Source organism: Streptomyces sp. CC228A, assembly GCF_021390935.1.
Classification (GTDB): domain Bacteria; phylum Actinomycetota; class Actinomycetes; order Streptomycetales; family Streptomycetaceae; genus Streptomyces.
Genome location: NZ_JAJPUI010000004.1, coordinates 417,599 through 440,813, shown reverse-complemented (window position 1 = coordinate 440,813; position 23,215 = coordinate 417,599). Strand labels below are relative to the sequence as shown.

The 23,215-nt window shown below is 75.4% G+C and carries 20 protein-coding genes, 3 pseudogenes and 1 riboswitch; of the genes and pseudogenes, 11 read left to right on the top strand and 12 right to left on the bottom strand.

Going from position 1 to position 23,215, the window contains the following annotated elements; all coding sequences use genetic code 11:
* Positions 1 to 83 precede the first annotated feature (83 nt).
* Positions 84 to 713, top strand: coding sequence for a DUF4383 domain-containing protein (locus L6E17_RS14845; protein WP_236241246.1), 630 nt, complete (start codon positions 84 to 86; stop codon positions 711 to 713).
* Positions 714 to 900: 187 nt separating this feature from the next.
* Positions 901 to 1,599, top strand: a complete 699-nt coding sequence (locus tag L6E17_RS14840) for an SDR family oxidoreductase (RefSeq protein ID WP_236241245.1) — start codon at positions 901 to 903, stop codon at positions 1,597 to 1,599.
* 248 nt (positions 1,600 to 1,847) lie between these two features.
* Here L6E17_RS14840 and L6E17_RS14835 read toward each other — a convergent pair whose 3' ends face one another.
* From L6E17_RS14835 to L6E17_RS14790, 11 genes and pseudogenes are all read right to left on the bottom strand, one after another.
* Positions 1,848 to 3,146 (bottom strand): MFS transporter, encoded by a 1,299-nt coding sequence (locus L6E17_RS14835; protein ID WP_308315878.1) that lies wholly within the window; start codon positions 3,144 to 3,146, stop codon positions 1,848 to 1,850.
* Positions 3,143 to 3,964, bottom strand: coding sequence for a Rossmann-like domain-containing protein (locus L6E17_RS14830; protein WP_236241244.1), 822 nt, complete (start codon positions 3,962 to 3,964; stop codon positions 3,143 to 3,145). The genes L6E17_RS14835 and L6E17_RS14830 overlap by 4 nt, the downstream gene beginning before the upstream one ends.
* Positions 3,965 to 4,032: 68 nt before the next feature.
* Positions 4,033 to 4,812 (bottom strand): phytanoyl-CoA dioxygenase family protein, encoded by a 780-nt coding sequence (locus L6E17_RS14825; protein ID WP_236241243.1) that lies wholly within the window; start codon positions 4,810 to 4,812, stop codon positions 4,033 to 4,035.
* A gap of 62 nt (positions 4,813 to 4,874) precedes the next feature.
* The gene (locus L6E17_RS14820; protein ID WP_236241242.1) at positions 4,875 to 5,909 is read right to left on the bottom strand and encodes a pyridoxal-phosphate dependent enzyme; all 1,035 of its coding nucleotides are present in this window, start codon (positions 5,907 to 5,909) and stop codon (positions 4,875 to 4,877) included.
* A 17-nt stretch (positions 5,910 to 5,926) separates the two neighbouring features.
* The gene (locus L6E17_RS14815) at positions 5,927 to 6,697 is read right to left on the bottom strand and encodes a methyltransferase (protein WP_236241241.1); all 771 of its coding nucleotides are present in this window, start codon (positions 6,695 to 6,697) and stop codon (positions 5,927 to 5,929) included.
* A gap of 124 nt (positions 6,698 to 6,821) precedes the next feature.
* A complete protein-coding gene (locus tag L6E17_RS14810; protein WP_236241240.1) occupies positions 6,822 to 7,535 on the bottom strand; it encodes an ATP-binding cassette domain-containing protein in 714 nt (237 codons plus the stop codon).
* Positions 7,514 to 7,825 (bottom strand): annotated as a pseudogene (locus L6E17_RS30535) (ABC transporter ATP-binding protein); the annotation flags it as partial. The gene L6E17_RS14810 and the pseudogene L6E17_RS30535, both read right to left, overlap by 22 nt.
* A gap of 173 nt (positions 7,826 to 7,998) precedes the next feature.
* Positions 7,999 to 8,304 (bottom strand): annotated as a pseudogene (locus L6E17_RS30530) (ATP-binding cassette domain-containing protein); the annotation flags it as partial.
* On the bottom strand, positions 8,301 to 9,140 hold the full coding sequence (locus L6E17_RS14800; RefSeq protein ID WP_236241239.1) for an ABC transporter permease: 840 nt from the start codon (positions 9,138 to 9,140) through the stop codon (positions 8,301 to 8,303). The pseudogene L6E17_RS30530 and the gene L6E17_RS14800, both read right to left, overlap by 4 nt.
* Complete coding sequence (locus tag L6E17_RS14795; protein ID WP_236241238.1) at positions 9,137 to 10,084, bottom strand: ABC transporter permease; 948 nt, start codon at positions 10,082 to 10,084, stop codon at positions 9,137 to 9,139. Before L6E17_RS14795 ends, L6E17_RS14800 begins: the two co-directional genes overlap by 4 nt.
* A gap of 2 nt (positions 10,085 to 10,086) precedes the next feature.
* Positions 10,087 to 11,571, bottom strand: a complete 1,485-nt coding sequence (locus tag L6E17_RS14790) for an ABC transporter substrate-binding protein (protein WP_236241237.1) — start codon at positions 11,569 to 11,571, stop codon at positions 10,087 to 10,089.
* Between the two features lie 210 nt (positions 11,572 to 11,781).
* Positions 11,782 to 11,983, top strand: a riboswitch (cobalamin riboswitch).
* Positions 11,984 to 12,021: 38 nt separating this feature from the next.
* Here L6E17_RS14790 and L6E17_RS14785 point away from each other — a divergent pair.
* The 5 genes and pseudogenes from L6E17_RS14785 (at position 12,022) to L6E17_RS14765 (ending at position 17,967) form a co-directional block, all read left to right on the top strand.
* Positions 12,022 to 13,047, top strand: a complete 1,026-nt coding sequence (locus tag L6E17_RS14785) for an ABC transporter substrate-binding protein (protein ID WP_236241236.1) — start codon at positions 12,022 to 12,024, stop codon at positions 13,045 to 13,047.
* Positions 13,044 to 14,057: an iron ABC transporter permease gene (locus L6E17_RS14780; RefSeq protein WP_236241235.1), complete on the top strand. Its 1,014-nt coding sequence runs from the start codon at positions 13,044 to 13,046 to the stop codon at positions 14,055 to 14,057. Before L6E17_RS14785 ends, L6E17_RS14780 begins: the two co-directional genes overlap by 4 nt.
* Positions 14,054 to 14,758, top strand: a complete 705-nt coding sequence (locus tag L6E17_RS14775; protein WP_236241234.1) for an ABC transporter ATP-binding protein — start codon at positions 14,054 to 14,056, stop codon at positions 14,756 to 14,758. The genes L6E17_RS14780 and L6E17_RS14775 overlap by 4 nt, the downstream gene beginning before the upstream one ends.
* Before the next feature lie 80 nt (positions 14,759 to 14,838).
* The gene (locus L6E17_RS14770; protein WP_236241233.1) at positions 14,839 to 16,371 is read left to right on the top strand and encodes a S8 family serine peptidase; all 1,533 of its coding nucleotides are present in this window, start codon (positions 14,839 to 14,841) and stop codon (positions 16,369 to 16,371) included.
* A 128-nt stretch (positions 16,372 to 16,499) separates the two neighbouring features.
* A pseudogene (locus L6E17_RS14765) lies at positions 16,500 to 17,967 on the top strand (CoA transferase).
* Positions 17,968 to 18,060: 93 nt separating this feature from the next.
* Here the strand turns inward: L6E17_RS14765 and L6E17_RS14760 are convergent.
* On the bottom strand, positions 18,061 to 18,786 hold the full coding sequence (locus L6E17_RS14760; protein ID WP_374109053.1) for a VIT family protein: 726 nt from the start codon (positions 18,784 to 18,786) through the stop codon (positions 18,061 to 18,063).
* A gap of 248 nt (positions 18,787 to 19,034) precedes the next feature.
* Between L6E17_RS14760 and L6E17_RS14755 the strand changes: the two genes are divergently transcribed.
* From L6E17_RS14755 to L6E17_RS14740, 4 genes are all read left to right on the top strand, one after another.
* Complete coding sequence (locus L6E17_RS14755; protein WP_236241232.1) at positions 19,035 to 19,829, top strand: RING finger family 4 domain-containing protein; 795 nt, start codon at positions 19,035 to 19,037, stop codon at positions 19,827 to 19,829.
* Positions 19,830 to 20,217: 388 nt separating this feature from the next.
* Positions 20,218 to 21,699 carry a TerD family protein gene (locus L6E17_RS14750; protein WP_236241231.1) on the top strand — a complete coding sequence of 494 codons (1,482 nt, stop codon included), beginning with the start codon at positions 20,218 to 20,220 and terminating at the stop codon, positions 21,697 to 21,699.
* A gap of 158 nt (positions 21,700 to 21,857) precedes the next feature.
* Complete coding sequence (locus tag L6E17_RS14745; RefSeq protein WP_236241230.1) at positions 21,858 to 22,847, top strand: DEDDh family exonuclease; 990 nt, start codon at positions 21,858 to 21,860, stop codon at positions 22,845 to 22,847.
* 54 nt (positions 22,848 to 22,901) lie between these two features.
* Positions 22,902 to 23,153, top strand: a complete 252-nt coding sequence (locus tag L6E17_RS14740) for a hypothetical protein (RefSeq protein ID WP_236241229.1) — start codon at positions 22,902 to 22,904, stop codon at positions 23,151 to 23,153.
* Positions 23,154 to 23,215: the final 62 nt, after the last annotated feature.

Below are 23,215 nucleotides of genomic sequence, written 5' to 3'. Positions count from 1 at the left end.
TGTCCGCGGAGAAAAGCGGACGAAGGCGGACGGAGCATCGGCTTCGTCGCGGGGGCGCTTCCGAGCGACGGAGAGGACGCGTCATGAGGCTGCGCGAGGAACTGCCCGTGGACCACCGGCTTGCCCGGGTGTACCGCTATGGGGCCGGGCTGTGCGGAGTGGTCCTGCTGGTGTTCGGCTGCCTGGGCTTCGCGGACCGGCTGAGCCCCTTCGACACGGACGGCACTCGCATCGCGGGGATGACGACCAACGGTGTGCTCAGCCTGCTCTCGGTCGTCGTGGGACTCGTCCTCATCGGCGGGGCCGTGATCGGGGGCAACGTCGCGTCGACCCTTAACATGACCGTCGGCACGCTGTTCGTGCTCAGCGGCTTCTTCCACGTCTTCACCCTGGACCGCCCCGCCAACGTCCTCGGCTTCGGCATGACCAACGTCATGTTCAGCTTCGTGATGGGCCTGCTCATCGCCTGCTTCGGCATGTACGGGCGGGTGTCGGGCACCCTGCCGCACGACAACCCCTACTGGCGGCGCCGGCACCCCCGCGAGGCGGCGCGCGAGGCCCTCGCGGCGCGGCGCCGGGCCCGGCAGGAGGCCCTCGGCCAGGCGCGGGGACGCCGGGCGCCCGAAGCCGCGTCAGCGGACGCGAGCGCGCCGGGTGCCCGGTCCGGTCAGGCCCCGGACGCCTCCCGGGCCGTCGCCTCCGGCCGGGACTGACCCGGCCCGGCGGGACACACGGCGGCCGTCACCCCCGGTGCTCGGGGGCACCGGCGCCCCAAGCGCACCGACGACCGGGGCGCATCGATGACCCGGAACCCGCCGGCAGCCGAGAAGCACCGGCGACCAGGGCGCACCGACGACCGGGACGCACCGGCGGCCGAGACCGCGGGAGAGGAGGATGATCATGGAGGTGGAAGGCGCGCGCGTGCTCGTACCCGGCGCCACCGGAGCCATCGGCGCCGCCCTGGCGCGGCGGCTGCACGGGCAGGGCGCCCGCGTCGCGGTGGCGGGCCGGGACCCGGACTCCCTGGCCCGGGTCGCCGCGGCCTGCGGCGGCGCGCCGGCCCGCCGGTTCGACGCCTACGACCTGGACGGCTGCGCCCGTACGGTCCCCTGGGCGGTGGACGAGCTCGGCGGCCTCGACGCGGTGGTGGTCTGCGTCGGAGTCGCCGGTTTCGGCCCGGCCGAGTCGGTCGGCGACGCGGTCGCCGAGCACCTGCTGACGGTCAACGCACTGGCCCCCGCGGCCGTCCTCCGCGCGGCGCTCACCGCCGTGCCGCCGGGCGGCGCCCTCGCCGCGGTGACCGGGGTCGTGGTGGACGCCGCGCCGGCGGGCATGGCGGACTACGCGGCGTCGAAGGCCGCGCTGGCCGCCTGGCTGGCCGCGGTGCGCCGCGAGCGGCGGCGCACCGGCCCGGCCGTTCTGGACATCAGGCTGCCGCACGTGGAGTCGGGGTTCGCGGAGCGGGCCGTGGCCGGCGCCCCGCCCGCCCTGCCCCGGGGGCGTACGGTCGGCGAGGCCGTGGACGTGATCCTCGCCGCTCTCACGGAGCCCGCGGCACCGGCGGTCCGCACGGCGGGGGCCCCGGCGGCGTCGCCGTAGCCCGGCCCGTCGACGTCGTAGGCCCCGGTGCCGGAGGCCCCACGCCGCAGGCCGCCCCCGCCCGCGGTGAGGCCGTGCTGCACCGCGCGGGCGACGAAGGCCATGGTCCGGCCCATGCGGCCGCGCGCGACGAAGCGGGAGTCGTGGACGACCGCCGCCGTAGTCGGCCCACTCGAACATGCCCGTCGTGAAGCTGGTGCGCCTGCCCGGTCAGCCCCGACCGGGCGGGCGCACCCGTCCGCGCCGGGTCACGCCCCGGCGGCGGCGGGGGAGGAGCGGGCGACGAGCCGGGCGCAGACGAGGGCGGCGAGGGTCACCCCGCCCAGGGCGGCCGCGGCGCCCGCGAACCCGCCGAGCGCCAGGCCCACACCGCCCAGCCCGGCGCCGGCGAAGACGCCGAAGCTCATCCCGGCCGCGTTCACGCTCAGCGCGGTGCCGCGCAGGGAGCCGCAGCGCCGTACCAGCAGGGTGGTGACGCAGGCCGCGACCGTGGCGTGCCCGGCGCCGACGAGCGCCGTCAGGGGCAGGGCCAGCCAGAGCGTGTGCGTGAAGAACACGCCGACCAGCGCGGCCAGGGCGAGCAGCAGTGCGATCGTCATCAGCGCCTCCGCGGGGAGCTTCGTCCGCTCGGCGCTCAGCAGCCGTCCGGCGAAGAGGTTCCCGAGGAAGAACGACGTCCCGCTCAGGGTCCACACCAGCGCGAACGGCTCCGGCGCGAGCCCGAACCGCTCGTCGTAGAAGGCCGCCAGGTAGGCGAGGTACCCCATGAACGCGGCCGTCCGCAACATGGCGACCAGGAGCAGCGGCACCACGCCGGGCAGACCCGCCAGGAGCCGGAACGACTCCAGGTAGCCGGGCCTGGCCGCACCACCGGGCGCCTCGGCGCCGGGCCCTGCCTTGCGGCGGCCGCGCAGCAGGAAGTACAGGGCGAGCACCGCGCACAGGGCCGCCATGGCCCACAGGTCGCCCTGCCACCCCCACACCAGCGCCGGCAGGGCGACGAGCGGCGCCGCGAGGAGCGCGGTCAGCGACTGGGTCGCCGTGATCAGGGTGGCGGCCCGGCCCGCCGCCGCGTCGTCGTCGAACCGGTCGGCCGCGGCGGCGGTCAGCGCCGGGTTCAGCACGGCTGTCCCCGCGCCCACGAGCAGGCAGAACGCCGCCAGCAGCAGGAACCCGCCGCTCGCACCGAGCGCCGCCGACACGGCGAGCACGGCCAGGCCGCCCGCGGCCGCCCACTCCCTGCGCACGCGGTCGATCAGCGGCGCCAGCGCGGTGCCCACGGCGAGGGCGGCCAGCCCGCCGAGGCCGCGCAGCTGGCCCAGCGCCGCCACGCTGCCGCCGGAGGCCTCGGAGATGGGGACGAGGAACGTGCTGTAGACGGTGAAGGGCACCAGCCCCGCGGCGGAGGCCAGCATGAACGGCCAGAGGACCCGGGTCATCGCCAGGTCCCCGGGCACGGCCCCCGACTTCGGGGCCGTGCCGGCCGGCTCCGGGGCGGTGCCGGAGGTCTGCGGGGACGCCGCGGCCCCCTTGGTCTCGCTGCTCACACCCGCTCCGCCCGGTACCGGTACAGCGCGGTCGCGTCGGCGCTGAACTGGGAGAACGGGAACGGCTCCGCGGACAGGGCGGTCACACCGGAACCGAGGAAGGCCCGCGCGACCGCGCTGCCGGTCTGCGCGTACACCACGAGGGGGACCTCCTGCTTGCGGCAGTGCTCCAGGAGGTGGTCGAAGCTGCCGTTGGTGAGCGTCATACCGGTCGCCACGACCGCGTCGGCCTCGGCGAGCACGTCCGCCATGTCGTCCGCGACGGGGTCGCCCCAGTGGGTGGTGCGCAGGTTGAAGTCGCAGGGCAGCGGGTGGCCGCCTTGCTCGCGGATCGCCGCGACCAGCGGGTTGACCACCCCGACCAGGGCCACCTTCGCGCCGGGCGCGATGTCGAGGAGTCCGGCGACGGCCGCATCCCTGGCCTGCGCGCGCTCCTCCGGCGCTCCGGTGGGCAGGACGACGGTCTCGGCGCCGGCGGCGCCCCGGTGGGGCTGTACCCGCCCGAGGTAGGCGTCGAGCGCGGCGATGCGCACGGGGGCCGACTCGTGGCGGATCAGGGTGTCGAGGGTGTGCCCGGAGGCGTCGGCGCAGAAGTCCGGGTCCACTTCCCCGGCTTCGAAGGCGCACGCGCCGAAGGCGTCGCCGGAGCGGAGCAGCACGTACTGGTTGTGGTACGTGACCCGGCTGCCGGCCAGGCGTGTGGTGTGGTGCAGCCAGAAGGCGCTGGTGACGGCCAGCTTGCTCGGAAGCGGCCCGAAAGCGCCTTCCAGGACGGCCTGCTGGAGGTCCGGGACGGACTGCGGCTGGGCAGGAGGCATGGGTGTTCTTTCCGGGACGGGTACGGGCGCGGGACGCGCGGTACGGAGGGGGCGGGAGGCGAGGGGTGTCAGGGGAGGTCGTCCAGGCGCTCGGGCCGGTAGGGCAGGCCGGCCAGCTCGGGGCGGCCCGCCGGCTGGTAGCACAGCAGCAGGGAGCGCCGGTCGCGGGCCGTCCGGTTGGGGCCGGAGCGGTGCACGATGAGCCCCGGGAACATCAGCACCGATCCGGCCGGGGCCTCGACGGTCACGGCGCCGCGCACGTCGGTGCGCGCGGTGTCGACCAGCAGGCCGGTCGGCTCGGCGCGGTCGCGGGGCGCGGGCCCCGCCAGGTGGCTGCCCGGCACGATCTGGAGGGCGCCGTTGTCGGCCGTGACATCGTCGAGGAAGACCATCGCGGTGGCGACGTCCCGGGCGTCCGGGCCCGCGCAGCAGTACCAGTAGGGGTAGTCCTGGTGCCAGCGGAACTCCGAACCGACCCCGGCCCGTTTGAAGTTCAGCTTCGACGTGAACCTCCCCAGGTCGTCGCGGCCCACGATCCGGCGCATGGGCGCGGTGATCCGTTCGTCGGTCCACAGGGCGTCCAGCACCGGGTCCAGGTGGGTGACGGGGGACAGGCTGCGCACGGCGGGCGGACGGGCGTCCGGCTCCCAGTGGACGGTGGTGCCGTCCACCTTCTCCAGCCGGTGCCCGTCCGGCCACACGGCGGCGTCGTCCGTTCCGTCCAGTGCCTTCGCCGTCACGCGGGCGAGCACGGACTCCGCCGACCGGGCCGCGGCCGCCGTCTCGGCGGGGCCGAGGAGGCGGGGCAGGAGCACGAAGCCGCGGGCGGTCTGCGCGTCGAGGGACATGGGAGGCACCTTCCGGTCGGACGGGGCGGGTACGGGGTGCGGCGGGCCGCACGCGGGGGACGCTAGGCCGGTTCGGCCATGAGGGCGGGTGCGTCGTGTAGGAGTCCGTTGTCGGGTGGGGGCCAGTTCATGGCGGACCAGGGGTGCTTGAGTTCGTTTTGTGTGGTGACTTCGTGGGGGCGCATGGTGCCGAGGCCTGGTGCTGCGGTGTGGTGGGCGTAGGCGGTGTCGACGTAGCGGTGGCCGGTGTCGGCGGCGAGGAAGATGTAGGTGGGGTCGGTGTCTTGTTTCTGTTCCCAGAGGGTGGTGAGGTAGGCGGCGCCTGCGGAGAGGCCGGCGAAGATGCCGCTGGCGCGCAGGAGTTCGATGGCGCCGGACATGGCGTAGTCGAAGTTGATCCAGTGGATGCGGTCGTAGAGGTGGTGGCGGACGTTGTGGAAGGGGATGGAGCTGCCGATCCCGGCGATGATCATGTCGGGGTCGGAGACGTGTTCGGCGCCGAAGGTGACGCTGCCGAAGGGTTGGACGCCGATGAGGGTGACGTCGCGGCCGGCTTCGCGCAGGTAGGTGGCGATGGCGCCGGTGGATGCGCCGGTGCCGACGCCTCCGACGAGGGAGAGGGGTCCGTTGGGGACTTCTTTGCGGATGAGGTCGGCGATGTCGCGGTAGCCGAGGTAGTGGATGGCGTCGTGGTATTGGCGCATCCAGTGGTAGTGCGGGTTTTGCTGGAGTAGTTCGCCGATGCGCTGGACGCGGAGGTTCTGGTCGAGGCGGAGGTTTTGGGAGGGGCGGACTTGTTCGAGGGTGGCGCCGAGGATCTCCAGTTGGACGCGCAGGGTGCGGTCGATGGTGGTGGAGCCGACGATGTGGCAGTTGAGGCCGTGGCGGTGGCAGGCGAGGGCGAGGGCGTGGGCGTAGATGCCGCTGGAGCTGTCGATGAGGGTGTCGCCGGGTTTGACCTGTCCGGTGTCCAGCAGGTGGCGTACTGCGCCGAGTGCCGAGTAGAGCTTCATGGTTTCGAAGCGCAGGCAGATCGCGCCGGGGGGGACGGTGACGACGTCGGGTTCCTTGACGGCCTCGGCTATGTGCTCGTGCATGTCGTCGTGCTCCCGGGTCAGGCGGCGTTGTGGCGGGTGAGTTTGAACAGGTATGCCTGGCAGTTGTCGCCGTCCCAGGTCTGGCGGTGCTGGATGGCGGGGTGGAATCCTGCGTCGATGCCGTGGCGGATGATGCGTGTGAGTTCGGCGGTGTTGGAGACGGTGAGGTGGATTTCGCCGTGCGGGGCGAGCAGGTTGCGGGTGGCGAGTTGGTCGAAGAAGCGCAGGACGATGTCGGTGCCGACGCAGACGTTGCGGACCACGGTGGGGTCGTCGCTGGTGCGGGTGCTGACGGCGGGCGGGTTGAAGGTGATGACGTCGAGTCGGGCGGAGTCGGGGAACTGTTCGAAGAGGTTGGATACCAGGGGTCGGAAGAGGGTGTCGGGGCGGTGGCCGACGATGCGCTGGTAGTGGGCGGTGGCGGTGGCGACGCTGTCGGGGTGGATGTCGGCGGCGTAGACCTCGCGGGCTGCGAGGGTGCCGGCGATGACGGCTTCGACGCCGAGGCCGACGCCGATCGCTGCGTAGGTGCGGCCCTTGAGGGGGATGGTGCCGTCCAGGAGGCGGTCGTGGATGATGCGGCTGGTGTCGCCCGGCTTGAAGACTCCGGGGGGCAGGGTGAAGGTCCAGCCGTTGTACTGGTAGGTCCGCTCGGTGTGGATGTCGGACTTCGAGCCGCTGTTGATGGCCAGGATCTCGTCGCGGGGCAGGGTCTCGGGCAGCGAGTCCAGCAGTGCGCGCACGTCGTCCTGGGACGCGGCGGTGCCGCCGGCGGTCCGGTCGGTCATCGATCCTCCATGGGTCGGATACGGGAAGGGGAAGCTGTGGTTCAGGAGCCGGACGGGGCCGGCGCGGCCAGGTCCGCCGCCCCCCGGCCCGTACCGAGGTCCACGGCGTCGACGAGCCGCCGGGTCAGCGCGGCCCGGGGGCGCGCAGCACCTCGTCGGGCGCGCCGGTCTCGACGACGCGGCCGTCGTCCACGACGACGACGTGGTCGGCGACGGCGGCGAGCAGTTCGAGGTCGTGGCTGACCCAGAGGAGGGCCGTGCCGTGCTCCTCGCGCAGCCGCGCCAGTTCGGCGAGGACGGCCGCGGTGGCGGCGGGGTCCAGGGCCGTGGTGATCTCGTCGCAGACCAGCACGTCGGGGAGCGCGACGGCCGCCCGGGCGAGGGCCGCCCGCTGCAACTCGCCGCCGGACAGGCCGCCGGGGAGCCGTGCTGCGGTCGCCCCGTCGAGCCCCAGCCGCTCCAGCAGCCGCAGCGCCTCGGCGCGGGCCTCGTCCGGGGCCAGGCCGCGGAGCCGTACGGCGGTGCGGGCCACCTGCTCGCCGACCGCGTGCCGCTCGTCGAAGGAACCGCGCACTTCCTGCCACACGTACTGCACGCGCCGCTTCTGCTCGCGGGTCCGCTTCCGCAGGACGGGCAGCTCCGCGCCGTCCAGCAGCACCCGGCCCCGGTGGCGTTCGTGGAGGCCGGCGACGCAGCGGGCCAGGGTCGTCTTGCCGCTGCCGGACAGACCCGCGACCCCGACGCAGGCCCCGGCGGGCAGCTCCAGGTCCACGGCGTGCAGGACGGGGCCGCGCCCGCGGCTGCGCAGGTGCGCCGTCAGCCCGCGCACCTCCAGCACGGGCGGCCGGCCGGCGTCGGCGGGGCCGTGCCGCGCGGTCCTCGGCGGGGAGCGGCGGGGAGCGCCCCGGCCGCGGTGCCCGAGGCCGTCACCCTGCCGCCGCTCAGCACGACCACGTGGTCGGCGAGCGCCCGGACCAGGTCGTGGTCGTGGCTGAGCAGCAGGATGCCGAGGCCCCGCCGGGCGAGCGAGGCCAGCTCGTCCGCCAGGCGCATGCGGGCCACGGTGTCCAGTCCGGTGCTGGGCTCGTCGAGCACGAGCACCCGCGGCCGGCACACCAGGGTCTGGGCGAGCGCGACGCGCTGGCGCTGCCCGCCGGAGAACTGGTGCGGGAAGCGCCGTTCGAGGTCCCGCCCCGGGGAAGCTGGGCGGCTGCCAGCGCCTGTGCCGCCGCGTCCCGCGGCGCGGCCCCCGGGTGGTGCAGCCGGGCCAGTTCGGCCAGCACGGAGCCGGTGCGGCGCGCGGGGTTCAGCGTGCTCCCGGGATGCTGGGGCATGTAGGCGACGACGCGCCCGAGCAGCGCGGCCGCCTCCGCGGTGGGGCCCTGCTCGTCCACGACGGCGGTGCCGCCGACGCTGACGTGCCCGGTCAGCCGCACCCCGGGGCCGGCCTCGCCGAGGAGCGACAGGGCGGCGGTGGTCTTGCCGCTGCCGGACGGTCCGACGAGGGCGGTGACGCGGCCCTCCTCCAGGTCGAAGCCGACCGCGTCGAGGAGCAGCGCGTCCCCGGCGCGCGCGGTCAGCCCGCGGACGGTGACGAGCGCGGTCATCGGGCCGCCTCCTGGGTGTGGTTGCGGGAGCGGGCCAGCACGCGGTCGGCGAGCAGGTTCAGCCCCACGGTGAACATGACGAGCATCAGGGCGGGCGCCAGCGCGGCCCACGGCTGGAGCAGCAGCCCCTCGCGGCCGCGCGCGATGCTGACCGCCCAGTCCGGCGCCGTCGGGCTCAGCCCGAGGCCGAGGAAGTTCGCCGAGCCGACCAGGAACACCGCGAGGGTGACGCGGGTCCCGACGTCGGCGGCGACCGGGCCGAGCGCCGAGCGCGCGACGAGGCCGAGCTGGATCCGCGCCCAGGACTCGCCCTGCAGCCGCAGGGCCTCCGCGACGGGACCGCTCGCCGCGTCCAGCGCGGCCGCTCTGACCAGCCGGGCCACGGGCGGCACGTTGACGGCCGCGACGGCGAGTGCGATGGCGGGCGGCGAGCCGCGCCAGCCGACCGCGACCACGCTGATCACCAGCAGTGTGGGCAGCGGCAGCAGCACGTCCAGCGGCCGGATGAGCAGCTCGTCCAGCCACCGTCTGCGGGCCGACGCCGCCACCAGGCCCACGATCCCGCCGACCGCGTACGCGAGGAGAACCGCGCCCAGGGCCATGCCGAGCGCGCTGCGGCCGCCGTGCAGCAGCAGGGCCAGCACATCGCGGCCGAGCGCGTCCGTGCCGAGCGGGTGCGCGCCGCCGCTCGCCGCGTACGGGGCGGCCAGCCCCGCGGCGGGCAGCGGAGCGAGCAGCGGCCCCAGCACGGCCGCACCGAGGGGCACGGCCACCAGGAGCGCGCTGAGCGGCGCCCGCAGGACGCTGGCGGCCGCGCGGGGCTTCGGGGGCGTCACCGGAGGACCTCCGTCCGTGGTACGAGTCGGTGGCACAGCAGGTCCGCCGCGAGACTGAACAGCAGCGCGGCGGCGGCCACCACCAGGGCGAGGCCCTGCACGGTGGGCACGTCCCGCGCCTCGACGGCGCGGACCAGGGCGGTGGCGACACCGGGCACGGCGAACACCGCCTCGACGATCAGGACGCCGCCGACGAGGTTGTCGCCCACGCGCGCCAGCTCCTGCACACCGGGGACGGCCGCGTTGGGCAGGACGTGGCGCAGCAGCAGCGTCCGGCGCGGCACGCCCAGCCGCCGCGCCTGGACGACGTACGGCGTGCCGAGCACCGACACCACGCCGGCCCGCACCTGGCGGGACAGCAGGCACACCATGCGGGCGGCCACCACCGTGACGGGGAGCACCAGCAGCGCGGGCTCCGCGAGCAGGTCGGCCGCCTCGACGCCCACCCAGGTGGCCGGGAGCAGCCCCAGCTTGAGGGACAGCCCGGCGACCAGCAGCAGGGCCAGCACGAAGTCCGGTACGGCGTTCAGCGCGAGCGTGGCGGAGGTGACTCCACGGTCCAGGCGGCCGCCCTCGCGCAGCCCGGACGCCACGCCGAGCAGCACGGCCAGCGGCAGCACGAGGGCGAGGGTCACCGCGCCGAGCACCAGGGTGGTGCCGACCGAGCCGGCGAGGATGCCGCTGACCGGCCCGCCGCTGACCAGGGAGGTGCCGAGGTCGCCGGTCGCCAGCCCCGCCGCCCAGTCGGCGAACCGCTCCACCGCCGGCTCATCCAGGCCCAGTTGCTCGCGCAGCGCCGCCACCTGGGCGTCCGTGGCGTCCTCGTTGTTGCGGACGTCGGCGGCGTCGCCCGGCAGGAGGGAGGTCAGGACGAAGACCAGCACCGCCAGCAGGGCGAGCTGCGCGACGCCGAGGATGAGGCGCTGCAGGGCGTACCCGCGCATCGTCAGGCCAGCCACACCTTGTCGAAGCGGGCGGAGTCCATGGTGTTGGGCGGAGCCGCCTCCATGCCGCGGACCCGGGACGACACGGCGTTGAGCCAGTCCGGGTGGCCCCACACGAGCAGCCCGCCCTCGTCGTGCAGGGTGCGCTGCAGCCGGCCGTAGAGCTCCGTGCGCTCGGCCTCGTCGGTGGTCGCCTGCGCCTTGGCGAAGGTCGCGTCGAAGTCCTTGCGGCGCCAGGCGGACGCGTTGAACGGGGAGGTGCTGAGCAGCCGGTCGTTGAGGTAGTTGGGGATGGTCATGGCGCCGGAGCGGTGGCTGCCCATGACGCCCTTGGTGAGCTGGTCCTTGAAGTACGTCTCGGACGAGCCGGTGGTGACCTTGACGCGCAGGCCCGCGTCGGCCGCCTGCTCGGCGAAGAGGGTCGCGGCCTCCACGAAGCCGTTGGCCGCGGACGACGTGTAGAGGGAGAGTGTCTTGTTCAGCACGCCGGCCTTCTTCAGCAGGGAGCGCGCCTCCGCGACGTCCCGGGTCCGCTGCGGGACGTCCTCGGGGTAGTACTGGAAGCCCTTGCCGAACATGTCGTTGCCGACCACGCCCTGTCCTGCCAGCACCACCTGGACGAGCTTCTCGCGGTCGGCGAGCAGCTTGAACGCCAGGGTGACGTCCGGGTCGTCGAAGGGCTCCTGGTCGCACTTCATGACGATGGCGTGGGCGGTGCTGCCCTTGGCGGCCAGGATCCGTACGGAGGTGTCGGCCTGGGCGGTCCGGGCGAAGGTCGGGGTCATCTCGTAGCCGAACTCGGCCTCGCCGGCCCGCAGCGCGTTGCCCCGGGCGTCCGCGTCGGCGGACAGGATCCGCAGCTCGTCGACGTACGCGCCGCCGTCCCAGTGGTCGTCGAAGCGCTCGGCGACGAAGGAGCGGCCGGCCTGGAACGACGTCAGCCGGAACGCGCCGGTGCCCACGGGCTTCGCCGGGTCGGCGTACCGGGAGCTGACGACGGCCGTGCCGAGCGTGCCGAGCAGCGCGGGGAACTCGGCGGCGGGCCGCTTCAGGGCGACCTCGACGACGTTCCCGCCGACGGCGCGGCTCTTCTTCAGGTCGATGACGGAGAGCAGGCCCTGCGCGAAGTGGGTCGTCGCCTTGGGGTCGAGGATGCGCGAGAAGGTGAAGAGCACGTCCTCGGGGGTGAGGGGCTTGCCGTCGTGGAAGAGGGCCTTGCGGAGGGTGAACCGCCACACTGTCGCGTCGGCGTTGGGCTCCCACTTCTCGGCGAGGCGCGGCACGGGCGCCATACCGGCGTCGAGCTCCACCAGCCGGTCGAACAGCGCCTTGGTCCGCGCCATGTCGATGGCCAGGGACTCCGCGTGCGGGTCGAGGGTCTCCTGCTCGCCGCCGCCGGTGAACAGGGCCCGGAACTGCCCGCCGCGCCGCGGCTGCCCCTTGCGGCGCCGGCGGACCGCTCGCCGCCGCCCGCGCCGCCGCCGCACGCGGTCAGGGCTATGGCGCCGGCGGCGGCGCCGGACAGGGCGAGGAACTCTCGACGGTTACGGAAGATGGACATGCTGCTCCCAGGGCTCACGTGGCGGACCCCGCACCACGGCCGCAGGACGGGGCGGAGGGATGCGGGGCGGTGAGCAGCATCCCCGATGTGAAAATGATTGTCAATCTCGTCTGATGATCTTTTATACGGACCGCTGTGGTAGGTTGCGCAGGCCAGTCGCACTCCCTACGCCCCCCGGGCGCGGGCGAGTCAGGGAATCCGGTGCGAACCCGGAACTGACGCGCAGCGGTGAGGGCGACGGGCGGGGCACGAAGCCACTGGGCCGCACCACGGCCCGGGAAGGCGCCCCGCCCGGACGACCCCGAGTCCGAAGACCTGCTGGCGCATCCGTACGGAAGGGCCCCGCGCATGGGCCCGCGACGCCGAGGACCACGCCGTGAACGCCACGCGCTCCACCCTGCCCCTGCCCGCGCTCCTGTGCGGGGCGCTCCTCCTCACCGGCTGCGGCGCCACCGCCCCGGCCGACCCGGCGAAGCAGCCGGCACGCGCACTCGACAACTGCGGCCGCACGGTGCAGATCACCGGGGACGGCCCCCGCAAGGCCGTGTCCCTCAACCAGGGAACCACCGAGATCCTGCTGTCCCTCGGCCTCGCCGACCGCATGGCGGGCACGGCCACCTGGACCGACCCGGTGATGAAGGGCCTGGAGAAGGCGAACGCCGGCGTGCCGCGCCTCGCCGAGAACAACCCGTCCTTCGAGAAGGTCCTCTCCGTCGAACCCGACTTCGTCACCGCCTCCTTCGCCTCCACGCTCGGCAAGGGCGGCGTCGCCACGCGCGAGCAGTTCGAGAAGCTGGGCGTGCCCACCTACCTCTCCCCGTCCGACTGCGTCGGCAAGGACAACAGCGGCGACGGCGACGGCGTCCGCACCAAGCCCCTCACGATGGACACCGTCTACGGAGAAGTGCGGGACCTCGCGCAGGTCTTCGGCGTCGAGGAACGCGGCGAGGAGCTCACGGCCCGCCTCCAGGCCCGCGTCGCCAAGGCCAAGACCGGGCTGGACGCCTCCGACGTCACCCTCCTCTACTGGTTCTCCGACGCCGAGTCCCCCTACATGGCGGGCTGCTGCGGGGCACCGGGCGTCATCACCCGCGAACTCGGCGCGAAGAACGTCTTCGACGACACCACCGAGGAATGGCCCCAGATCAACTGGGAGACGGTGGCCGACCGGAACCCGGACGTGCTGGTCATCGGCGACCTCACCCGCAAGGCGCAGAGCGGGGAGAGCGCCGAGAAGAAGATCGAGTTCCTGGAGTCCCACCCCGTCACCCGGAACATGGACGCCGTGCGCCACAAGCGGTACGTCCTGGTCAGCGGCCAGTCCATGAACCCCACCATCCGCACGGTGGAGGGCATCGAGCAGGTCGCCGCCGGCCTGCGCGCCTTCGGCCTCGCCGGATGACCACGGCCCTGCTGCGCACGGCGGCGGGGCTCGGCGTCCTCGCGCTCTCCGTCGCCCTCGCGATCACCGTCGGCCCCGCGGACATCGGCGTCACCGACGTCTGGTCCGTCGTGGCCGCCCACCTCGGGGGCGAGCCCTCCGGGCTCACCCCGATCCGCGACGGCATCGTGTGGAACCTGCGGCTCCCGCGCACCCTGCTGGCCGCCGTGTGCGGCGCCGGTCTCGCGGTGTGCGGCGCGGTGCTCCAGTCGCTGCTGCGCAACCCGCTCGCCGACCCGTTCGTCCTCGGCGTCTCCTCCGGTGCCTCCACCGGCGCCGTGGCCGTGGTGGTCCTCGGCGCGGGCGGCGGCGTGCTGTCGCTGTCCGGCGGCGCGTTCGCCGGCGCCGTGTGCTCGTTCGCCGCGATGCTCCTGCTGAGCCACACCCTCGGCGGCACCACCGACCGCGTGGTCCTCTCCGGGGTCGCGGCGATGCAGCTGTTCTCCGCGCTGACCTCCTTCATCGTGGTGACGTCCGCCGACGCGGAGACCACCCGCGGCGTGCTGTTCTGGCTGCTCGGCTCGCTCGGCGGCGCCGGATGGACCGACGTGTGGCTCTGCTCCGCCGTCTTGGTGGCGGCCCTCGGGACCTGCCTCGGCCACGCCAGGACGCTGGACGCGTTCGCCTTCGGACAGGACGCGGCGGCGACCCTCGGCGTCGACACCGGCCGCGCCCGGCTGGTCCTGCTCTGCGTGACGGCCCTGCTGACCGCCGCCCTCGTCGCCGCCGCCGGCGCCATCGGCTTCGTCGGGCTGGTGCTGCCGCACGCCGCCCGCGCCCTGGTCGGGCCCGGCCACGGCAGGCTGCTGCCCGCCTCCGCGCTCGGCGGAGCCGTCTTCCTGGTGTGGATCGACACCGCCGCGCGGACCGTCATCGACCCCCAGGAGGTCCCGGTCGGCGTCATGACCTCGCTCGTCGGCGTGCCGGCCTTCGTCCTCGTGCTGTACCGGACCAGGAGGAGCCGCCGATGACCCTCGCCGCCGACCGCGTCACCCGCACCGCCGACGGCCGGCTCGTCCTCGACGGCGTCGGCATCTCCCCGCCGCCGGGCGCCATGACGGGACTCCTCGGACCCAACGGCTCCGGCAAGTCCACCCTGCTGCGCGTCCTGTGCGGCGTCCTGGCCCCCGCCTCGGGCGTGGTCACCCTCGACGGGACCCCGCTCGGCGCGCTGCGCCGCCGGGACATCGCCCGGCGCGTGGCTGTCGTCGAGCAGCAGGCCGACACCCTCGTCGAGCTGACCGTCGCGGAGGTCGTACGGCTCGGCCGCATCCCGCACCGGCGGGCGTGGGCACCGCCGTCCGCGGCCGACGAACGGGCCGTCCGCGACGCCCTGGACCGCACCGGTCTCGCCGACCGCGCCGACCGCGCCTGGCACACCCTGTCCGGCGGCGAACGCCAACGCGTCCAGATAGCCCGCGCCCTCGCCCAGGAACCGCGCGAACTGCTGCTGGACGAGCCGACGAACCACCTCGACATCCAGCACCAGCACGACCTGCTGCACCTCGTCGGGACGCGCGGGCGGCGGATGGGTGCCTTCCGGACAGACGGCCGGCGGGCGGCGGGTGCGCGCCTTCCGGACCGCTGCGCGTCCCCCCGTGAGCCGACGCCCCGTCAGCCACCGGCGCGCCTCGGCCTTTTCGCCGCCGGAGTCATTGCTGTGCGGGGATGATCAGCGATAGCTTCGCTCGTCATGTACCCGGCCGTACCGCCGGTACCGCCGGGTGTCCCGATGGATGATGTGGAGAACCCATGGCTCATCTGCGTTCCGGGCGCGGGCGCGCACTCGCCCTGCCCGTCGGCCTGGCGCTCGTGGCGTCACTCGGCTTCCTTCCCGCCGGTGCGGCCTCGGCCGCGCCGGCGGACGACGTTGCGGCGCAGGTCGCCGGGGACGGCCCGGTGCTGTCGTACGTCGTCAACGTCGACGGCGGCCGCCATGCCGGCGCCGTGCGGCGGGCGGTGGAGAGGGCCGGCGGCACGGTGGTGGAGTCGTACGACGCGATCGGCGTCCTCGTCGTCCACTCCGGGAACCCGCGCTTCGCGGAGACGATCCGGGGCGTCCGGGGCGTCGCGTCCGCGGGTGCGACGCGGACCGCTCCGCTGACGCCGCTCGCGACGACCGACGTCGCGGAGGCCGCGGAGCCGCTGACGCCGCAGGAGGCGCGCCGGGCGGCCGCGGACGCCGAGGACGGCCAGGACCCCCTGGAGCCGCTGCAGTGGAGCCTGCCCGCCATCAAGGCGGACCAGGCCCACGAGCGGACCCTCGGCAGCCGGAAGGTGACCGTCGCCGTCATCGACACGGGCGTGGACGACACGCACCCGGACCTGGCGCCGAACTTCGACCGCGCGGCGTCCGCGAACTGCGCGACCGGCAAGGCGGACACCGCCGAGGGCGCGTGGCGTCCCCTCCCCGGCGAGAGCGACCACGGAACGCACGTCGCCGGCACCATCGCGGCCGCCAAGAACGGCGTCGGCGTCACCGGTGTCGCCCCGGGGGTGAAGGTCTCCGGCATCAAGGTGTCCAACCCTGACGGCTTCTTCTACACCGAGGCCGTGGTCTGCGCCTTCATGTGGGCGGCCGCGCACGGCGTCGAGGTCACCAACAACAGCTATTACGTGGACCCGTGGCTGTACAACTGCAAGCACGACCCCGACCAGGGCGCCCTGGTGGAGGCGCTGACGCGCGCCACCCGGTACGCCGAGCGCAAGGGCGCGGTGAACGTCGCGGCCGCCGGCAACACCCGTACCGACCTGGCGGCGGACGAGGTCACCGACACCTCCAGCCCGAACGACTCGACGGCGGTCGAGCGGACCGTGAACCCCGCCGAGTGCCCGGACATACCGGCCATGCTGCCGGGGCTGGTCACCGTGTCGGCGACCGGCGCGAAGGGGCTGAAGTCCTCGTACTCGAACTACGGCCAGGGCGTCGTCGACATCGCCGCGCCCGGCGGCGACTCCACCCGCTACCAGGCGCCGGAGGGGCCGGCCATCAGCGGTCTGATCCTGTCGACCACGGTGAAGGGCGGCTACAGCTACAAGGCGGGCACGTCCATGGCGTCCCCGCACGCGGCGGGTGTCGTCGCGCTGATCAAGTCGAAGCACCCCTATGCCTCGCCCGGCCTGGTGAAGGCGCTGCTGTACGCGCAGGCGGACGCGACGGCGTGCACCGACCCGTACGACATCAACGGCGACGGCACGGCCGACGCGGTGTGCGAGGGCGGCACCTTCCGCAACGGCTTCTACGGCCGCGGCATGGTCGACGCGCTGGACGCGGTGCGGTGGTAGGGCCCGGTCCTCAGGGGGACTGACCGGATCCACCGGGGAGGGGAGCCCGGGTGCGCGGCGGCGCGTGCCCGGGCTCTTTCTGTGCCCGCCCCCTTCCCATGAATGGCACTGAGTGCCACAGTGTGGGCATGGAGAAGGCTGTTCATGGGGTCTGGGCGGCACTGGGTGCCGATCCGAGGCTGTTGGAGCGGATCACCTACGGCCCCGAGGCGCCCGGAGCGCCGGCCGCGCGGCTCCCCGTCATGGTGCTGGCGCGGGCGACCGTCGCCGCGTGCGCGCTGGCGGCGGCCGAGCTGACGGCGGTCCGCGCCGACCGCGCGGCGCGCGCCCATGGCGCGGCGGCCGGTGCGCAGGGGGCCGGTGCGCAGGGGGCCGGGGTGCGGGGGCCGGGGTGCCGCGCGTGCGGGTGGACGACGGGGCGGTCGCCACGGCCTTCCACAGCGAGCGGTACGTGCACCTGGACGGCCGCCCGGCGGCGGCCTTCGCCCCGCTGTCCCGGTTCTGGCGGACGGCCGACGGGTGGGTGCGCACGCACGCCAACTACCCGCACCACCGGGAGCGGCTGCTCACCGCGCTGGGCCTGACCTCCGGGGCGGGCGTCGACGCCGTGGCGGCCGAGCTCGGCCGGCGGCGGGCCCTCGACGTGGAGGAGGAGGTGTACGGCGCGGGCGGCCTGGCGGTCGCCGTGCGCGGCGCCGCCGAGTGGGCGGCGCACCCGCAGGGCGCCCTGGTCGCGGGGCAGCCCCTGCTGACGCTGGAGCGGGCGGGCGGGGCGCCGGGACCGGGACCGGTCCAGGAGCCGCCGGGCCGGGCGGCGCTGCCCTGCGCAGGCGTGCGCGTACTGGACATGACACGGGTGCTGGCGGGGCCGGTCGCCACCCGGACGCTCGCGCTGCTGGGCGCCGACGTGCTGCGGGTCGACTCCCCGCGGCTGCCGGAGAGCCAGGACGTGCACAACGACACCGGCATGGGCAAGCGGTCGGCACTGCTGGACCTCGCCCGGAGCGTGGACCGGGAGGCGTTCGAGGACCTGCTGGCCCGGGCCGACGTCGTGGTGACCGGCTACCGGCCGGGCGCCCTGGACCGGTTCGGCCTCTCCGCGGAGGCGCTCGCGGCGCGCCGCCCCGGCCTGGTGGTCGCCGAGCTGTCGGCGTGGGGCCGGTACGGCCCGTGGGGCGGGCGGCGCGGCTTCGACAGCCTGGTGCAGGCGGCCACCGGCATCGCCCTGCACGAGGGCTCCTCCCTGCGCCCGGGCGCCCTGCCGGCGCAGGCGCTCGACCACGGCACGGGCTACCTGCTGGCGGCGGCGGTCCTGCGGGCCCTGACGGAACGCCACCTGGACGGCGGGACCTGGGTGGTGCGGGCCGCCCTGGCGAGGACGGCGCACTGGCTGCAGCACGAGCTGGACGCGGCGCCTCCCGCGGAGGCGGCGGGCGAACCGTACGCCCCGGAACCCTGGCTCGCGGAGCGCGCCGGTCCGCTGGGGCGGCTGCGCTACGCCCGCTCCCCGTCCGGTACGAGGGCGGCCCCAAGGACTGGGCGCGGCCGGCCGGCCGGTGGGGCACCGACCTGGCCTGCTGGACGGCCGGCCGCTGACGGGCGGGCGGGCGGCCCCCGCACTGCCCCGTTCCGCTGCCGGCGCCCGGGCCGCCTTCGCGCGGTCGACGCCGCCACGGCGGCACCCGCCGGCTAGACCCCGACCGCGCCGAGCAGCGACCCCACCGCGTAGGTCACCCCCATGGCCAGGGCTCCGCCGCCCACGACCCGCGCCACCGCCGGGCGGGCGGCGGCGGCGCCCAGCCGGGCGCTCGACCAGCCGGTGACGGTCAGGGCCGCCAGGACGGACAGCACCGTCACCCAGAGCCGGGCGTCCGCCGGGGGCAGCACCATCGCCAGCAGCGGCAGCAGCGCGCCCGCCGTGAAGGCGAGGAAGCTGGCGGCCGCCGCGTGCCAGGGGTTCGTCAGGGAGTCCGGATCGATGCCGAGCTCCACGCGCGCGTGGGCGCGCAGCGCGTCCCGCTCCGTCAACTGCTCGGCCGCTTCACGGGCCACGTCGCGGGTGAGTCCGCGTGCCGCGAGGAGGTCGGTGAGCTCGTCCAGTTCGGCCTCCGGCTGCTCCCGCAGCTCGCGGCGCTCCACGGCCAGTGCGGCCCGCTCCGAGTCGCGCTGCGTGGAGACCGACACGTACTCCCCCACCGCCATCGACAGGGAGCCGGCGAGCAGGCCCGCCAGTCCCGCCGTCAGCAGCGTGGCGCGTTCGGTCGTGGCACCCGCGACGCCCACGACGAGGCCCGCCGTGGAGACGATGCCGTCGTTGGCGCCGAGGACGGCGGCGCGCAGCCAGTTCAGGCGGACGCCGAAGGCGGCGTCGTGGGGTTCGTGCGAGGGGGCCTCGTCGGGGGTCGGTTCCATCACGAGGGTGAGGGTCTCACCGAGGCCGGGCCCCGCGGCCGGCGGCACGCCCCGCCCGGACTTAATGCGTAGCGGACTCGCACGCGCGTTCCCTAGACTCGCGCACCGGCGGGGACGGCTCCGCGGCGTGCTTCCTTCTCTCCTCTTCCCACAGGCCGTAGCGCGTCCACTCTCCGTCCCCGCTTCTCGCTTCTCGCTTCTCGCTTCTCGCTTCTCGCTTCTCGCTTCTCGCTTCCAGCCTGGGGGGACGGTTGTCCGTTCTGGAGTCCGTGCTGCTCCGCCGCCTGCGCACCGTCCACGTCGACCCGGCCGAGGCGCGCCCCGGCGGCGCGTCGACCGCCGAGGGGCTCGCCGCCCTGGAAGCCGAGCTGCTGGAGCGCGGCTTCGCGCCGACGCGCCGGCTGCGGGACGCGCTGGCGCAGTCGGGACCGAGCGGGCTGGCGCGGACCGGGAAGCGGCTGCTGCGGCAGCTGGACGCGGACCTGGGAGCCGACCGCACCCACACCCCGCTCTTCCGGGACTTCCCGCGCTCCACCCCCGACGACACGTTCCGGCTGTACGTGGACCGGGTGTTCACGCTGCTGCTCCAGTCGCCGGAGCAGCCGTGCGTGCTGTGCGGCACGGTGGGGGCCGTCCGACCGGTCTCGCCGTGCGCGCACCTGGTGTGCCGCCGCTGCTGGGACGGCGCCGACTACTCCGGCTGCCCCCTGTGCCACCGGCGGATCGACGGCGGCGACCCCTTCCTGCGGCCCTCCCCCGCCGCCCGCGCGCCCGAGCCGCCCGCCGGGCCGCTGCGGCTGCTCGACCTCGGGACGGACCGGTCCGCCGAAGCCGCCCGGGCCCTCGCCGACCTGCTCGGGCGCCGTACCCCCTGTCGCCGCAGGACCGGGACGACCTGGAGGTCCTCGTGGGGCACGCTCCGGCCGCGCTCGACTGGCTGCCGGACGACGTGCCCGTACGGGAGTCGAAGGCCCTCGTCCTGGGGCGGCTGCTCGCCGCTCCCGGCACGCGGCGGGCCGCCGAGGCGCTGCTGCCGCGCCGTTTGACCACCGCCACGGACGTGCTGCGGCTGCTGTGCGTCCTGTCGGGCGGGGCGGCGGACCTGTCGGCGCGGCCCCGGCTGCGGTCGGTGCCGCGCACCCTGCGCCGCGTCCTGCTCGGCGTCCTGGACGGGCTGCCCGCCGCGTCGCTGGTCGAGGACGTGCTGCGGCACCCGGCCGCGTGGCGGCGCGCCGCCGAGGTCCTTCACCCGTTCGAGGGGCACACCCGGCACCCCCGGGCCGCGCTCGCGCTCGCCGTGGTGCGCGGGACGGACCTGGACGCCGCGTCGCCGTCCCTGCGCACGGCCCTGCTCGCGACCGCTGCCGCGCACCCCGGCACCGTACGGGTCGCCGGCGCGCATCCGGCCGTGCACCTGGCGCGCGGGTCGAGGAGGTGCTGCACGGACCGGGCGCGGCACCGGACGCGGCGCTCGCCCTGCTCGCCGAGCGGCCCGGTGAACTGCTGCGGCAGCTCGACCGGTTGCTCCGGCTGTACGGGGAGGAGGGGCCGGGCCCGGCCGCGCTGCGGACCCTCGCGCTCGCCCTCCCCTCCGCCGCCCCGGCCCGCTGCTCGCCGCGTACGGGCGGCTGCGGAGCGGCACCTGCCCGGCGGCGGCGGGTGTTCTTCCCGCGCGGGCAGGTCGCCCGGTCGTACGCGGTCGACGACACCAGGCCGCCGCTGCCCGCCGCCGTCACCCGGCAGGTGTGCGCGCTGCCGGAGGCGGAGGCCCTGCGGCGGCTCGCCTCCGGCCCCGCCCGCACCGGCGCGGGCGCGGGCGGGGACTGCGACGCGGGGGCGCAGGTCGGCACGGACGGAAGCGCGAGCCGGGGCGCGGACGGGGGCGCTACCGCCTCGCCGTGCTCGACGCGGGGACTCGCCGGCCTCGCGGTGCCGTCCGCCGAGGGCGCGGCGGCCAAAGCGCTCGTCCCCGTGGCGCGCGGCAGTGTGCGGCCGCTGCCGGAAGGCGGGGTGCTGCGGCTGTTCCTGCACTGGACCCAGCCTCCGGACACCCGGGTCGACCTGGACCTGTCGGCGGTGCTGTACGGCGCCGACTGGTCGTACCGCGGGCTGTGCGACTACACGCGGCTGGTGTTCGGGCAGCGGGCCGCCGTCCACTCCGGCGACCTGACGTCGGCGCCCGCCCCGGACGGCGCCACGGAGTACGTGGACCTCGACCTCGCCGCGCTCACCGCGGCGGGGGTGCGGTTCGTCGTGCCGACCGTCCTCAGCTTCAACGACGTGCCGTTCGAGCGGCTCCCCGACGCCTTCGCCGGGTTCATGGCCCTGGACGGCCCGGAGGACGCGCGCGGCGCCGCCTACGACCCGCGGACGGTGCGGCAGCGGTACGACCTCACGGGTGACTCGCGCATCCACGTCCCGCTCGTCGTGGACCTGGAGCAGCGCACCTTCCTGTGGGCCGACGTGCACCTGTCCGCCCTCCCGGGGCACCACAGCGCCGGCCGGCACCGCGGCGGCCTGGGGCGGATCGCCCAGGACCTGTCCGGGTACTTCTCCTCGGGCCGCACGACGCTCTGGGACCTGGCGGTCTGGCACGCCGCCGCGCGAGCGGAGGAGACGCTCGTCCTGCGGGACGGCGGACTGCTGCGCTACTCGCGGCGCCTGGGCGAGACCCTGCCCGGCTTCGCGCGCCGGATCCGCACGGGCGGGGAGCCCGACGCGCGCCGCAAGGCGGCCGACCCGGCGGCCGCCGCGGGCCGGGCGGCGTCGGGCATGCGGGTGCTGCTGGCCCTGGCCGACGGCTCCGTGGCACCGGAGGGGGCGTCGGGCGCGGTGTACCGGCTGCTGCCGGGCCCGGTCGACGGGTGCGGCCTGGAGCCGCTCACGGCGCAGGACTTGGCGGCGCGGCTCGGCTGACTTGCGGGCCGCCCGCCCGGCGGACGCGCCAACCGGCCCGCGGCGGGCCGCCGATGGCCGTGGCGGTGTCCCGGGGACGGCCGCGGCGTCAACCGGGCGGCTGCGGCCGGGGCTCCCGCGTCCCGGGGTGTCGGCGGCGGCCTCTATCCTCGTTGACCATGCTCGACGACCGTACGACAGCAGCGTGGCCGACCGCCTACCCGCAGGGGTACGCGGTGGTCGACGTGGAGACCACCGGCCTGTCCGCGCACGACCGGATCGTGTCCGCTGCCGTCTACCGGCTCGACGCCCGGGGCGAGGTGGAGGACCACTGGTACACGCTGGTCAACCCGCAGCGCGACCCGGGCCCGGTGTGGATCCACGGGCTGACGGCCGACGTGCTGGAGTCGGCGCCGCTGTTCGCGGAGGTGGCGGCCGAGTTCTCGGCGCGGCTCGACGGCCGGGTCCTCGTCGCGCACAACGCCTTCTTCGACTGGTCGATGATCGCCCGCGAGTACGCCAGGTCGGAGCGCACCGCGCCGGTGCGGCAGCGGCTGTGCACCATCGCCCTGGCAAGGGAGCTGCGGCTGCCGCTGACGAACATGAAGCTGGAGACGCTGGCCGCTCACTTCGGTGTCGTCCAGCGGCAGGCGCACAACGCCCTGGATGACGCCCGGGTCCTGGCGGAGGCGTTCCGGCCGAGTCTGCGCACGGCCGCGGAGCGCGGGGTGCGGCTGCCGCTGCTGGAGTGCCGCCCGCTCACCGAGTGGTCGGAGCCCGCGGCCGCCTCCGCGGGTACGCCGCGCATCGGCCGCCAGGCGTCGTACGGCGGGGGCGGCTGGCGCCCGGCGCGGAAGCGGCCGCCGTGCCCGTACCCGAACCCGGGACGCTACGAACCGGACAAGCCGCTCAAGCAGGGCATGCGGGTGGCGTTCTCCGGTGACACGTCGGTCGAGCGGGAGCTCCTGGAGGACCGGGCCGTGGAGGCGGGACTGCACATCGCGACCAGTGTGTCGCGGCTGACCAGCCTGCTCGTCACCAACGACCCCGAGGCGGGCACCTCGAAGGTGGCCAAGGCGAAGGCGTTCGGCACGCCGGTCGTCGACGAGGCCGCCTTCACGCAGCTGCTGCGGGATGTCGCACCGGCCGACGCGTCGGCGAACGGGTGACGGCCGGGCGCGCCGCCACCGCTCCCGGGCGCCGCGCCCCGCACCCTGTGGCGCATGGCACGTTGTGAGGTCTGCGGAAACGACTACGGCATGAGCTTCGAGGTGCACGCCCAGGGCGCCGTGCATGTCTTCGACTGTTTCGCCTGCGCCATCCACCGCATGGCGCCGATCTGCGAGCACTGCCGGGTGCAGATCATCGGGCAGGGCGTCGAGGCGGACGGGCACTGGTACTGCGGCGCGCACTGCGCCCGGGCCGAGGGCCGGGCGGGCATCGTCGACAAGGTGGGATCGCCGACGAACGGGTGACGTCCCCGCGGTCGCCGGTGCTCCCGCCGGTCCCTCCGGTGGCGGCGCGGCCCGCGGTGCCC

Excerpts from the sequence above, each read along its gene's own strand:
- L6E17_RS14745 (WP_236241230.1), top strand. The coding sequence starts at position 21,858 with ATGCTCGACGACCGTACGACAGCAGCGTGGCCGACCGCCTACCCGCAG.
- L6E17_RS14775 (WP_236241234.1), top strand. The coding sequence starts at position 14,054 with ATGACCCTCGCCGCCGACCGCGTCACCCGCACCGCCGACGGCCGGCTC.
- L6E17_RS14780 (WP_236241235.1), top strand. The coding sequence starts at position 13,044 with ATGACCACGGCCCTGCTGCGCACGGCGGCGGGGCTCGGCGTCCTCGCG.
- L6E17_RS14840 (WP_236241245.1), top strand. The coding sequence starts at position 901 with ATGGAGGTGGAAGGCGCGCGCGTGCTCGTACCCGGCGCCACCGGAGCC.
- L6E17_RS14825 (WP_236241243.1), bottom strand. The coding sequence starts at position 4,812 with ATGTCCCTCGACGCGCAGACCGCCCGCGGCTTCGTGCTCCTGCCCCGC.
- L6E17_RS14740 (WP_236241229.1), top strand. The coding sequence starts at position 22,902 with ATGGCACGTTGTGAGGTCTGCGGAAACGACTACGGCATGAGCTTCGAG.
- L6E17_RS14815 (WP_236241241.1), bottom strand. The coding sequence starts at position 6,697 with ATGACCGACCGGACCGCCGGCGGCACCGCCGCGTCCCAGGACGACGTG.
- L6E17_RS14830 (WP_236241244.1), bottom strand. The coding sequence starts at position 3,964 with ATGCCTCCTGCCCAGCCGCAGTCCGTCCCGGACCTCCAGCAGGCCGTC.
- L6E17_RS14795 (WP_236241238.1), bottom strand. The coding sequence starts at position 10,084 with ATGCGCGGGTACGCCCTGCAGCGCCTCATCCTCGGCGTCGCGCAGCTC.
- L6E17_RS14770 (WP_236241233.1), top strand. The coding sequence starts at position 14,839 with ATGGCTCATCTGCGTTCCGGGCGCGGGCGCGCACTCGCCCTGCCCGTC.
- L6E17_RS14820 (WP_236241242.1), bottom strand. The coding sequence starts at position 5,909 with ATGCACGAGCACATAGCCGAGGCCGTCAAGGAACCCGACGTCGTCACC.
- L6E17_RS14845 (WP_236241246.1), top strand. The coding sequence starts at position 84 with ATGAGGCTGCGCGAGGAACTGCCCGTGGACCACCGGCTTGCCCGGGTG.